General features: G+C 46.7%; 13 protein-coding genes. 11 read left to right on the plus strand and 2 right to left on the minus strand.

Annotation, left to right across the window (positions count from 1 at the left end; all coding sequences use genetic code 11):
- Window positions 1–10 precede the first annotated feature (10 nt).
- The 4 genes from nifS (at window position 11) to LC508_RS00990 (ending at window position 3,517) form a co-directional block, all read left to right on the plus strand.
- The gene (nifS, locus tag LC508_RS00975) at window positions 11–1,204 is read left to right on the plus strand and encodes a cysteine desulfurase NifS (RefSeq protein WP_033141161.1); all 1,194 of its coding nucleotides are present in this window, start codon (window positions 11–13) and stop codon (window positions 1,202–1,204) included.
- Between the two features lie 35 nt (window positions 1,205–1,239).
- Window positions 1,240–1,677, plus strand: a complete 438-nt coding sequence (gene nifU, locus LC508_RS00980; protein WP_033141160.1) for a Fe-S cluster assembly scaffold protein NifU — start codon at window positions 1,240–1,242, stop codon at window positions 1,675–1,677.
- Window positions 1,677–2,753, plus strand: coding sequence for a tRNA 2-thiouridine(34) synthase MnmA (gene mnmA, locus LC508_RS00985; protein ID WP_033141159.1), 1,077 nt, complete (start codon window positions 1,677–1,679; stop codon window positions 2,751–2,753). Before nifU ends, mnmA begins: the two co-directional genes overlap by 1 nt.
- A 140-nt stretch (window positions 2,754–2,893) precedes the next feature.
- Window positions 2,894–3,517: a GNAT family N-acetyltransferase gene (locus tag LC508_RS00990; RefSeq protein WP_054352346.1), complete on the plus strand. Its 624-nt coding sequence runs from the start codon at window positions 2,894–2,896 to the stop codon at window positions 3,515–3,517.
- A gap of 16 nt (window positions 3,518–3,533) precedes the next feature.
- On the opposite strand, the gene LC508_RS00995 is transcribed toward LC508_RS00990, so the two are convergent.
- Window positions 3,534–4,334: a histidinol-phosphatase HisJ family protein gene (locus tag LC508_RS00995; protein WP_033141157.1), complete on the minus strand. Its 801-nt coding sequence runs from the start codon at window positions 4,332–4,334 to the stop codon at window positions 3,534–3,536.
- A 208-nt stretch (window positions 4,335–4,542) separates the two neighbouring features.
- On the opposite strand from LC508_RS00995, the gene gap reads away from it, so the two are divergent.
- The 3 genes from gap to tpiA all read left to right on the plus strand — a co-directional run bounded on the left by gap (window position 4,543) and on the right by tpiA (window position 7,674).
- Complete coding sequence (gene gap / locus LC508_RS01000; RefSeq protein WP_033141156.1) at window positions 4,543–5,562, plus strand: type I glyceraldehyde-3-phosphate dehydrogenase; 1,020 nt, start codon at window positions 4,543–4,545, stop codon at window positions 5,560–5,562.
- A 105-nt stretch (window positions 5,563–5,667) separates the two neighbouring features.
- Window positions 5,668–6,861, plus strand: a complete 1,194-nt coding sequence (locus tag LC508_RS01005; protein WP_103731988.1) for a phosphoglycerate kinase — start codon at window positions 5,668–5,670, stop codon at window positions 6,859–6,861.
- A gap of 63 nt (window positions 6,862–6,924) precedes the next feature.
- Window positions 6,925–7,674, plus strand: a complete 750-nt coding sequence (gene tpiA / locus LC508_RS01010; RefSeq protein WP_033141154.1) for a triose-phosphate isomerase — start codon at window positions 6,925–6,927, stop codon at window positions 7,672–7,674.
- A gap of 61 nt (window positions 7,675–7,735) precedes the next feature.
- Here the strand turns inward: tpiA and LC508_RS01015 are convergent, their stop codons facing one another.
- Window positions 7,736–8,638, minus strand: coding sequence for a radical SAM protein (locus tag LC508_RS01015; RefSeq protein ID WP_242980804.1), 903 nt, complete (start codon window positions 8,636–8,638; stop codon window positions 7,736–7,738).
- A gap of 188 nt (window positions 8,639–8,826) precedes the next feature.
- On the opposite strand from LC508_RS01015, the gene LC508_RS01020 reads away from it, so the two are divergent.
- The 4 genes from LC508_RS01020 to LC508_RS01035 all read left to right on the plus strand — a co-directional run bounded on the left by LC508_RS01020 (window position 8,827) and on the right by LC508_RS01035 (window position 12,798).
- Window positions 8,827–10,275 (plus strand): L,D-transpeptidase family protein, encoded by a 1,449-nt coding sequence (locus tag LC508_RS01020; RefSeq protein WP_118594051.1) that lies wholly within the window; start codon window positions 8,827–8,829, stop codon window positions 10,273–10,275.
- Between the two features lie 232 nt (window positions 10,276–10,507).
- The gene (locus LC508_RS01025) at window positions 10,508–11,287 is read left to right on the plus strand and encodes a transporter substrate-binding domain-containing protein (protein WP_033141151.1); all 780 of its coding nucleotides are present in this window, start codon (window positions 10,508–10,510) and stop codon (window positions 11,285–11,287) included.
- Between the two features lie 85 nt (window positions 11,288–11,372).
- A complete protein-coding gene (locus LC508_RS01030; RefSeq protein WP_033141150.1) occupies window positions 11,373–12,068 on the plus strand; it encodes an amino acid ABC transporter permease in 696 nt (231 codons plus the stop codon).
- On the plus strand, window positions 12,058–12,798 hold the full coding sequence (locus LC508_RS01035; protein WP_033141149.1) for an amino acid ABC transporter ATP-binding protein: 741 nt from the start codon (window positions 12,058–12,060) through the stop codon (window positions 12,796–12,798). Before LC508_RS01030 ends, LC508_RS01035 begins: the two co-directional genes overlap by 11 nt.
- Window positions 12,799–12,883 lie beyond the last annotated feature (85 nt).

Genomic DNA, 12,883 nt, shown 5'->3' on the forward strand with positions numbered 1-12,883 from the left:
GAGAGGAATTATGAAGACAACAATATATCTGGATAATGCAGCAACAACAAAAACAGCACAGGAGGTTGTAGATGCCATGCTTCCGTACTTCACAGAGAGCTACGGAAATCCATCCAGCATCTATGAGATCGGACAGAGAAGCAAAGAGGCGATCACAAAAGCCAGAGAACAGATCGCAGAGGTGCTGGGCGCAAAGTCAGAGGAAATTTACTTTACAGCAGGCGGCAGTGAAGCGGATAACTGGGCTTTGAAAGCGGCATTTGAAGCATACAAAAGCAAAGGAAACCATATCATCACCACGAAGATTGAGCATCACGCTATTCTGCACACCTGCGAATATCTGGAAAAACGCGGAGCAAGGGTGACCTATCTGGATGTGGATGAGAATGGTATCGTAAAGCTGGATGATCTCTTAGAAGCCATCACACCGGAGACAATCCTGATCTCCATTATGTTTGCAAACAATGAGATCGGCGCTGTCCAGCCCATCAAAGAGATCGGAATGATCGCCAAAGAACACAATATATTATTCCACACAGATGCGGTACAGGCATTCGGACAGGTCCCGATTCATGTGGATGAGATGAACATTGATATGTTAAGCTCCAGCGGACATAAGATCAACGGGCCAAAGGGCATTGGTTTCTTATATATCCGCAAAGGCGTAAAAATCCGCAGTTTTGTACACGGCGGTGCTCAGGAGAGAAAGAGAAGAGCAGGTACAGAGAACGTGCCGGCCATTGTGGGATACGGTGTGGCAGCAGAGCGCGCAGCCAGAACCATGGAGGAGCGTACGAAGAAAGAGATAGAGCTGAGGGATTACTTTATCGGCAGAATCTTAAATGAGATTCCCTATGTCCGCCTCAACGGTGACGCCAAAAGACGTCTGCCGAACAACATTAATGTGAGCTTCCAGTTCATTGAAGGTGAGTCCCTGCTCATTATGCTGGATATGAAGGGAATCGCGGCGTCAAGCGGCTCTGCATGTACCTCCGGATCCCTGGACCCGTCCCATGTACTGCTGGCCATCGGTCTGCCTCATGAGATTGCCCATGGTTCCCTCAGAATGACCATCAGCGAGGAGACAACAAAAGAAGATCTGGACTACACACTGGACCAGATTAAGGAGATTGTAAACCGTCTGCGTGAACTCTCCCCGTTATATGAAGATTTCATAAAAAAACAGAAACAGAACAGAGCGTAAGATCAAAAAAGACAAATTATGGAGGAAAATAAATTATGTACAGCGAAAAAGTAATGGACCATTTTCAGAACCCGAGAAATGTAGGAGAGATTGAAGGCGCCAGCGGTGTCGGAACCGTAGGCAATGCAAAATGCGGAGACATTATGAGAATGTATCTGGATATTGATGAGGACGGAATCATCCGGGACTGTAAATTCAAAACCTTCGGCTGCGGCGCCGCAGTGGCAACCAGCAGTATGGCTACAGAGCTTGTGAAGGGCAAAACCATTCAGGAGGCCCTGCAGGTGACAAATAAAGCGGTTATGGAGGCTCTTGACGGCCTTCCCCCGGTAAAAGTACACTGCTCCCTGCTTGCTGAGGAAGCAATCCATGCAGCACTCTGGGATTATGCGGAAAAGCACGGAATTAAGATCGAGGGTCTGGATAAGCCAAAAAGCGATATTTCTGAAGGGGAAGAAGAGGAAGAGTATTAATGGAAAAAAAGAAGGTAGTTGTGGGGATGTCCGGCGGTGTGGACTCCTCAGTGGCGGCCTATCTGCTGAAGGAACAGGGATATGATGTCATTGGAGTCACCATGCAGATCTGGCAGGATGAAGACAATGCGGCACAGGAGGAGAACGGCGGCTGCTGCGGCCTGAGCGCTGTGGACGATGCCAGAAGAGTGGCGAACATGCTGGAGATTCCCTACTACGTCATGAACTTCAAACATGAGTTCAGAGAAAATGTCATTGACTATTTCATTCAGGAATATCTAAAAGGCCGCACACCCAACCCCTGTATTGCCTGCAACCGTTATGTAAAATGGGAATCCCTTCTAAAAAGGAGCATGGAGATCGGTGCGGATTACATTGCCACAGGCCATTACGCCAAGATCGTGCAGACAGACAGCGGCAGGTATTCTCTGAAAATGTCGGATGCCACAGGAAAAGACCAGACCTATGCCCTTTATAATCTTACCCAGTTCCAGCTTTCACACACGCTTATGCCTGTTGGATTCTATGAGAAGGATGAGATCAGAAAAATAGCGGAACAGATTGGCCTTCCCGTGGCGAAGAAGAAGGACAGCCAGGAAATCTGCTTTGTGCCGGACAAGGACTATGCCGGATTTATCGAGGAGAATACAGAGCATAAGATAGAAGAGGGCAGCTACGTGCTGGCAGACGGTACGGTGATCGGGCGCCATAAAGGGATCACCCATTATACCATTGGTCAGAGAAAAGGCCTGGGCCTGGCAATGGGACATCCTGTCTTTGTGACAGAGATTCGTCCTGAAAGCAACGAGGTGGTGATCGGAGAAAATGAGGACCTGTTCCAAAGAGAACTGATCTGTAACCGGATTAACTTTATGTCCATTCCTGACCTGAAAGAGGACATGCATGTTATGGCTAAAATCCGGTATAACCACAGAGGTGCTTCTGCTGTCATACACAGAGAAGAGGAAGACAAGATTCGGGTGATCTTCGATGAACCCCAGAGGGCCATCACTCCGGGACAGGCAGTTGTCTTTTATGACGGAGAATATGTAGCCGGAGGCGGCATTATTTTATGACTTTTTTGGAGTATAAAATTGCCCGGGAGACAGTTTTTGCATGAAGCTGTTTTCCGGGCCGTTTTTTCTTTGGGCCGGTACAGATCGTATGCAGAACACGCGGCCGAAATATTGGGTTTTAACCGGGAGGTAAGGATTAGATGAATGTGAGAGCAGAGAGACTGGATAATGAAAGCATTCGGTACATATATAAAACCTACATGAAGAAAGATTTTCCAAGGTCAGAACTCAAACCTCTGAAAAGTATTCTGGCGCTGACAGAGAGCGGCAGAGGGGATGGGTATGGGTTCTATGACGGGAATGCACTGGCAGGATATGCGTTTTTGATAAAGGCACCCTCCGGGAGGGCATACCTGATCGATTATCTGGCAGTGCTGCCGTCTGTGAGAGGCAGAGGGTATGGGAGTGCATGTCTTCTGGCACTTCAGTCTATTTTAGATAAAAGAGACATGTACAGCGATAAAGAAGCCGTACGGGAGAAAGAGGGGTATATCATCATGGCAGAGACCGAAGACCCATCCTTTGCAGCCCGGGAAGAGGAACTGCAGGTCCGCAGAAGAAGAATCCGCTTTTACGAAAAAAATGGATTTTTTGATTCCCGGAACACCTGCCGCCTCTTTGGGGTGGAATACAGAATTTTAGGAAAGTCCTCCGCTGCAGCCGAAAAAGAGGAGATACAGATACGCTGCAGGGAGGAATTGGACAGCATTTACCGCACTGTCATTCCTAAGATCGTATATGGCAGCCAGGTGATCTGGCTGTAAGATTTCGGAATTTCTCTTACAATGGAAGAAATTCCGGTTTTCTGTTCCTGAAAACCGTATAATAATGAAAACCACATTCCTTTAACAATGCCCCTGCGCGCTCAAAGTCATAGGCTATATGTTCCGGCGCATGAGCGTCAGAGCCAAGGGTGAGGATTTCGCCTCCCAGTTCCCGGTAGCGGCTCAATATCTTTTCCGTGGGATTGGGATGCCCGAGACCGTATTTGAACCCCGCGGTGTTGCATTCCAGTCCGATGCCTTTCTGCACCAGAACGCGGAGAATTTCGTCCAGGATATCCCTGTATTTTTCATAGGTATAATACAGGTTGCGGTTGGGGCCGTAGCGAACCACATAGTCAATGTGACCGCATACATCGAAACAGGAGAAGACTTTTAAGTTTTCCAAAAGGCAGGTAAAATAGCTGCGGTATGCCTCCTCCTCGCTGCGGTTTTCAAAAAATATCCTGTCATAGGGGTCACATCCGTCCGCAACATGCACGGAGCCGATGACAAAATCAAAGGGGTAGCCGGCTGCGAAGGACGGCAGTTTCCCGGTCAGATGGGGCTGGAGTCCAAGCTCGATACCGAAATTTATCTCTATTTTATCTTCATACTTTTTTCTGAGTTCCAGAAGTTTTTCCCGGTAAGCCGGCATATCCACAAGAAAATCAAATTCTCCTGTGGGAAAATCGAAATCCATATGCTCTGTAAAGCAGACCCGGGGCACATTTCTGTGAATGGCACCGAGGATCATGTGCTCCATAGGAGCTTCGCTGTCGCTGGAAAATGATGTGTGCATGTGATAATCTGCGTACATAGATGACATCTCCTTTTCATTTGCTGCCCTAATTATATAGGAAAGAAAGGGAATTGTACATAAAGAGAATGTAAAACTGGTACGATTTTTCATTTTATGCTTGAATTTTTGTCTCAGATTAGGTACAATATCAAATAGGTTGATGTTTCTTTAACAATCTTAATAGAAACCTCACGGAATACAAACACTTTTAGGAGGAATGAATAACATGGCAGTAAAAGTAGCAATCAATGGATTTGGACGTATTGGACGTCTGGCTTTCAGACAGATGTTTGGAGCAGAAGGATTTGAAGTTGTAGCAATCAATGACTTAACATCTCCGACAATGTTAGCTCACTTACTGAAATATGACTCTACACAGGGAAGATATGCACTTGGCGATACAGTAACAGCAGGTGAAGATTCCATCACAGTTGATGGCAAAGAAATCAAAATCTACGCAAAAGCTAACGCTGAAGAACTTCCTTGGGGAGAAATCGGTGTAGATGTTGTTCTGGAATGTACAGGTTTCTATACATCCAAAGCAAAAGCAGAAGCTCATATCAAAGCAGGTGCTAAGAAAGTTGTTATCTCCGCTCCGGCTGGAAACGACCTTCCGACCATCGTTTACAATGTAAACCATGAGACACTGACAAAAGATGACAACATCATCTCCGCAGCTTCCTGTACAACAAACTGCCTGGCTCCGATGGCAAAAGCATTAAACGACCTGGCTCCGATCAAATCCGGTATCATGTGCACAATCCATGCTTACACAGGCGATCAGATGACACTGGACGGACCGCAGAGAAAAGGCGATTTAAGAAGATCTCGTGCAGCTGCAGTTAATATCGTTCCGAACAGCACAGGTGCTGCAAAAGCAATCGGTCTGGTTATTCCGGAACTGAACGGCAAACTGATCGGATCTGCTCAGCGTGTTCCGACCCCTACAGGTTCTACTACAATTCTGACAGCAGTTGTTGACGGAACTGTAACTGTAGATCAGGTTAACGCAATCATGAAAGAGCAGGCTACAGAGTCCTTCGGATACAACACAGATGAAATCGTATCCAGCGATATCATCGGTATGAAATACGGTTCTCTGTTCGATGCAACCCAGACAATGGTTCTGCCGTTAGACAATGGCACAACTGAGGTTCAGGTTATTTCCTGGTATGACAATGAGAATTCTTACACAAGCCAGATGGTAAGAACAATCAAATACTTCGGAAAATTATTAGAGAAATAATATTACGAATAAAGACTCATTAAGGGGTCCGGTCTATTTTGGACCGGGCTCCTTTTGTCCATTCTGTTATTTAACAAGAACAAATATTAAAGGAGGCATCATCCAATGCTCAACAAGAAATCAGTTGATGACATCAACGTAAAAGGAAAAAAAGTTTTAGTCCGCTGTGATTTCAACGTTCCCCTTCAGGAAGGTAAGATCACAGATGAAAACCGTCTGGTGGCAGCCCTTCCTACCATCAAGAAGCTGATTGCTGACGGTGGAAAAGTAATTCTGTGCTCTCATCTGGGCAAACCTAAGGGAGAAGCAAAACCGGAGTTATCTCTGGCTCCTGTTGCCAAGAGAATGTCAGAGTTACTGGGCCAGGAAGTAAAATTTGCAGCAGACCCGGAAGTAGTCGGACCGAATGCAAAAGCTGCTGTCCAGGCAATGAAAGACGGAGATGTTGTTTTACTGGAGAATACACGTTACCGTGCAGAAGAGACAAAGAACGGAGAGGCATTCAGCAAAGAGCTGGCATCTCTGTGCGATGTATTTGTAAATGACGCATTTGGTACTGCCCACAGAGCACACTGCTCCAATGTCGGTGTGACACAGTTTGTAGATACCGCAGTTGTCGGATATCTGATGCAGAAAGAGATCGACTTCCTGGGAAATGCTGTGGACAACCCCAACAGACCGTTTGTTGCAATTCTGGGCGGCGCTAAAGTTTCCAGCAAGATTTCTGTGATCGACAACCTGCTTGATAAAGTAGATACTCTGATCATCGGCGGCGGAATGTCCTACACATTCTCAAAAGCTCTGGGCGGACACATTGGCGTGTCTCTCTGTGAAGACGATTATCTGCAGTATGCACTGGATATGATGAAAAAGGCAGAGGAAAAAGGCGTGAAACTTTTACTGCCGGTGGACAACCGTATTGGTGATGCATTCTCCAATGACTGCAACATCCAGGTTGCAAAACGCGGTGAGATCCCGGATGGCTGGGAAGGCATGGACATTGGACCTGAGACAGAGAAGATTTTCTGTGACGCTGTAAAAGATGCCAAGACTGTTGTATGGAACGGACCTATGGGATGTTTCGAGATGCCGAATTTTGCTCATGGTACAGAAGCAGTTGCAAAAGCACTGGCTGAAACAGATGCTACCACTATCATCGGCGGCGGTGATTCTGCAGCGGCTGTCAATATCCTGGGATATGGTGACAAGATGACCCACATTTCCACAGGAGGCGGCGCTTCCCTGGAATTCTTAGAGGGCAAAGAACTGCCGGGCGTGGCAGCAGCTAATGATAAATAAAAGTAACTGTGAAAACACTGGACAGTTGCAGATAAAGAATAAGTGAAAGAAGGAAATAAAGTCATGGCAAGAAGAAAAATTGTTGCTGGTAACTGGAAGATGAATATGACTCCCAGCGAAGCTGTTGAATTAGTAAACACATTAAAACCTCTGGTAGCAAACGAGGAAGTTGACGTAGTATTCTGTGTACCGGCAATTGATATCCTTCCGGTTGTAGAAGCCTGCAAAGGCACAAACATCCAGGTTGGCGCTGAGAATATGTACTATGAGGAGAAAGGTGCCTACACAGGTGAGATCGCTCCTGGCATGCTCACAGATGCCGGTGTAAAATATGTTGTTTTAGGCCACTCTGAGAGAAGAGAATACTTCGCAGAGACAAGCGAGACTGTAAATAAAAAAATGCTGAAAGCATTTGAGCATGGAATCACTCCGATCATGTGCTGCGGCGAGACTCTGGAGCAGAGAGAGCAGGGCGTGACCATGGACTTCATCCGTCAGCAGGTGAAAGTTGGATTCCAGGGCGTAACAGCAGACCAGGCTAAGACAGCAGTGATCGCTTACGAGCCGATCTGGGCTATCGGAACAGGTAAGACAGCTACCACAGAGCAGGCACAGGAAGTTTGTGCAGGTATCCGTGCATGCATCGCTGAAGTATATGACGAGGCGACTGCAGAAGCTATCCGCATCCAGTACGGCGGATCCGTAAATGCCAAGACAGCTCCGGAACTGTTCGCTCAGAACGATATTGACGGCGGCTTAGTAGGCGGCGCTTCCCTGAAACCGGAATTCGGACAGATTGTGAACTACAAATAATATGTAACAGCAGAAAGAAAGCCTTCCACGGTAAACACGGGGAAGGCTTTTTTGACACTGTCTATATCCCCTCCAGATCAAAGGGCGGGGTGTATTCCTCTTTGGCACTGCTTTTTTCCTGCATATATCCGTCTGTGAGCCCAAGACGGACAGCCTCCTCCAGTACGCTCTCGTATTCATAAGTTGTGATCCTGCGGTTGATCTCAGGATACCCGCTGCTTTTATAGAATGGGGTAAACTGGCTCAGCAGGCTGATGAGATAGTGGTTGTCCGGAAGATTTTCCTTGATCCAGTGCAGCAGCCGGATGGAATCTTTTCGACAGCCGGGGAGGACCATATGGCGGATGATGACACCGCTTTTCAAAAGTCCGTTATCGTCAAATCTGGGAGCACCTGTCTGCTCTATCATATATGGTATGGCTTTGGACGCGGCGGAAAAATAATCGGGGGCCATGGAGTAGCGCATGGAGAGCGCGGAATCATAATATTTTAGATCCGGCAGATAAATATCCACATAATCTCTGAGGCGTGCCAGGGTTTCCGGTTTTTCATATCCTCCGCAGTTGTACACAACGGGAATATGCAGGCGGTCCTTTACCCTGTCAAGGGCAGGCAGGACGGAAGGCAGGTACTGGGTGGCTGTCACCAGATTGATATTGTGGGCACCGGCATCCTGCAGTTCCAGGAAGATTTCGGACAGCCTCTCCTCTGTGATCTCCTTTCCAAAGCCTTCACTGCTTACGGAATAATTCTGGCAGAAACAGCAGCGGAGCGTACAGCCCGTAAAAAATACAGTGCCGCTGCCGTTGGTGCCGCTGATACATGGCTCTTCCCAGTGGTGCAGGGCAGCTCTTGCGGCCGTCAGCCTGTCGGTACATTGACAGTAACCTTTACGCAAATGACGGTCTGCATGGCAGTTCCTTGGGCAGAGTGAACAATTTTTATATTCGTCAGGCTGGTTCATCAGCGATTTTCCTCCAAACATTTCAAATCTCTTCCAAAACTGTTTCGTTTTATTAACATCATAATGAAAATTTCCTAAAATTTCAAGTGTGTGCCTGAAACCTCTTCCTTTTTGTCGTATTTTGCGTTAAAATAATTCATGTGAAACTTTTTAGGGGAGAAATGCGTCTAATAATTAAGGGTGTGAAAATGAGTAAAAAAACGAATGAAAAAAAGAAAACAGAAAAAAAGAATAAGGGAAAAAGCAAGGTCGTCAAAAGGATACTGCTGGCGCTTCTGATCGTGCTGCTTTTGGCAGTGGTGGGTATCTATTGTGCTGTGGGCTATTATTACCAGGACAAGTTCTACAGCGGCACTACCATCAACGGATATGACTGCAGTGAAAAATCTGTGGACTACATCAAGGAGATCATTAAAAAAGAGGCGGAGACATATTCTCTGACGATCAAAGAGAAAGAGGATAAGCAGGATGTGATCCAGGCGGCAGATATTAAGCTGACTTATAAGGACGACGGTGAACTGGAAAAGCTTATGGAGGACCAGAACGCCTGGCTGTGGATCTTCAGCCTGACAAAAGACAAGAATTATGAGGTGAGTCTGGATAATTCTTATGATGAGGCAAGTCTTGACACGGTCATCAGCAGCCTGGCCTGTCTCAAGCCGGAGAATATGACAGCGCCGCAGGATGCTTATCTGGAGGATACAGGGGAAGCATATCAGATCGTTCCTGAGGTGGATGGCAATACGCTGGATCAGGAAAAGACAGTAAAAGCCATCAAGGATGCCGTTAACGGACGAAAAGGAGAAGTCTCCTTAGAAGAGTCAGGCTGTTATCAGGCACCGGCAGTGCGGCAGGATGACCCGGGGCTGACCCAGGAAAGAGATAAACTGAATGCATTGACCACCATGCAGATCGTTCTGGACTTTGGGCATGGACAGGAAACCATCACAAGGGACCTTTTGAAATCCTGGCTGAAGAAAGACGATGCAGGCAATTATTATTTTGATGAACCTACTGTGAAGCAGTATATTATCGATCTTTCCGCAGTATACAACACAAAGGGCAAAGCAAGGGACTTTGTTACTACAGGCGGAAGTACGGTCCATCTTACCGGAGGCGACTATGGCTGGCAGTTATGGCAGGATAAGACTACAGAGTCTCTGATGAATACTCTCAATGCAGGGGAAAGCACAACCTTGGAAGTGACCTGGCTGTACAAGGCGCAGAAGCATGATGGCAATGAGATTGACGGTACTTATGTGGAGATATCCATTTCCCAGCAGCATATGTGGTTCTATAAAAACGGCAGTCTTATTGTGGATACCCCGGTCGTGACCGGCAATCCCAACACAGGACATGCAACACCGGCAGGGGGTGTCTGGAATCTGAAAGATAAAAAGAGTCCTTTCACTCTGGTGGGCAAAAAACCGGACGGAAGTATTGACTATGAAGAGCCGGTTAACTATTGGCTGCCATTTAACGGAGGCGTGGGAATCCATGACCTTGTAAAGAGAGATGCTTTTGGAGGCGATATCTATCTGTCCAATGGTTCTCACGGATGTGTCAATACACCCATAGATGCGGTGCAGATGATCTATAATAATATTGAGGTGAATACACCGATTGTGGTGTACTGACGAAAGACGGCCGGAGCGGAAGCTTCGGCCGCAGCTATATCCGGAAATATTTGGTGCTCTCTGTGTGCGTAACAGCATCACTGCGGCGCGGGAAGGTGTGAATGTGTATCTTGTTTTTGCAGTTTTTCTGTTGAAATTTGCCTGCAAAGCTGATATAATGCTAATCAGTTGAATAAAAATACATAATATACATTAAAAATGCATAAAAATGAATGCGTAAGGAGAGAGAAAAATGAAAAAATTAGCAGCAGCAGCTTTAGTTGCTGCCATGGTACTGTCTTTGGCAGGATGCGGCAGCAGCACAAAGAAGATTGAGTCAAAAGAGGATTTAAAGGATGCCGTTATCGGCGTTCAGCTTGGAACAACAGGTGATACCACAGTATCAGAGGCGTCAATCGGCGCAAAAGAGGTAAAGCGTTATAACAAAGGCGCTCAGGCAATCCAGGCGCTGAAAAAAGGCCAGATCGACTGTGTGGTGATCGATACAGAGCCGGCCAAGAAGTTCGTTGAGCTGAATGATGACCTGAAAATGATTGAGAACCAGTTTGAAGACGAGCAGTATGCCATCAGCATGAAAAAAGGCAACACAGAGCTGAAAGATGCATTTAATAAAGCTCTGGGCGAGCTGGAGGAGGAAGGTGTTCTTTCCGATATCGTAAACAATTATATCGGTGACGAGGCGGGTAAAAATCCTTATGAATCACCGGCAGATGCAGACCGTTCCAAAGGAAAGCTTGTGATGGCTACCAACGCGGAGTTTGAGCCGTGGGAGTATCATGACGGTGAGGCTATCGTAGGTATCGATGTGGATATCGCGCAGGCAATCTGTGATAAGCTGGGTTATGAGCTGGAAGTGTCCGATATGGAGTTTGACGCCATCCTTCCTGCAGTACAGTCCGGAAAGGCAGACTTCGGTGCAGCCGGCATGACAGTAAACGAAGAACGTCTGGAGAGCGTTGATTTTACAGACACGTATGCAAACGCAAGCCAGGTAATCATAGTAAAGAAATAAGTTGAAAGATGACCCATGAAAAGAAAAGCTGCTGACAATCCTGCCGGCAGCTTTACTTGCGGGAGAAAGTAAGACAGGTGAAAAAATGTGTGTATTAGGGATTTCACAACAGCTTTATAACAACTTTATCAAGGATGACCGGTATATGTGGCTGCTGGAAGGCTTGAAAAATACTCTGCTCATCACACTTCTGGCAGTGATCATCGGTATCATCATCGGATTTGCGGTGGCCATTGTGCGTTCCAGCCATGATAAAAACGGTTCCTTCGGTGTTTTAAACGCCGTATTTAAGATTTATCTGACCGTGATCCGCGGAACACCAACCATGATCCAGCTGCTGATCATGAACTTCGTTATTTTCGGCAGCCTTTCTCTGGACCCTGTGCTGGTGGGCGGCCTGGCTTTTGGTATCAACTCAGGCGCCTATGTGGCGGAGATCGTCCGTTCCGGTATTATGTCAGTGGATCAGGGACAGTTTGAAGCAGGGCGTTCTCTGGGACTTAATTATTCCCAGACCATGAAGTCCATTGTCATGCCGCAGGCATTTAAGAATGTACTTCCGGCACTGGTCAACGAGATGATCGTGCTTTTAAAAGAGACTTCCATTGTGGGCTACATCGGAATGATGGATTTGACAAAGGGCGCTATGCTGATCCAGAGCCGTACCTACAACGCATTCCTGCCTCTGTTGGCAGCAGCGCTGATTTATTTGATACTGGTTATGATTTTAACAGCATGTATGAATAAGCTGGAAAGGAAGTTGAGGACCAATGAGCGATAACAACATTTTACTGGAAGTGCAGGGGCTTGAGAAAGCCTTCGGAGATAATAAAGTGCTGGACGGCATAACCACGGATATCCGCCAGGGTGAAGTGGTTGCGGTCATTGGACCTTCCGGATCCGGTAAATCCACTTTTCTCCGCTCCCTGAATCTGCTGGAAGTGCCTACAGGGGGAAGGATTCTCTTTGAAGGTACGGATATTACAGATCCCAAGGTGGATATTAACCGCCATCGCCAGAAAATCGGTATGGTGTTTCAGCAGTTTAATCTTTTCCCTAACATGACTGTGAAGGAAAATATCATGCTTGCGCCTGTGAAGCTGAAACTCATGTCACAGAGTGAGGCGTCAAAGAAAGCGGACGAGCTGCTTGCCAGAGTTGGGCTGCCGGAGAAGGCTGACACATATCCGGAAATGCTCTCCGGAGGTCAGAAGCAGAGGATCGCCATCGCAAGAGCTCTGGCAATGAATCCTGATGTTATGCTGTTTGACGAGCCTACATCAGCCCTTGATCCTGAAATGGTCGGGGAGGTTCTGGAGCTTATGAAGGAACTGGCACAGTCGGGAATGACTATGGTCGTGGTGACTCATGAAATGGGATTTGCCAAAGAGGTGGCTTCCAGGGTGATCTTCATCGATGAGGGGAAGATCCAGGAGGAAAACAAACCAAAGGAATTTTTTGAAAATCCGAAAAACCAGAGATTAAGGGACTTTTTGTCAAAAGTATTATAAATTCAAATCTTCCTGCCCTGTCATTTTTTTAACAAAATCCGTCCAAATCTTGCAATTAGGATTGAAAAATTCTGGATTTCTGTTA

The sequence above is a fragment of the Blautia parvula genome, from assembly GCF_020215665.1.
In the GTDB taxonomy this organism is placed as follows: Bacteria; Bacillota; Clostridia; order Lachnospirales; family Lachnospiraceae; genus Blautia; species Blautia celeris.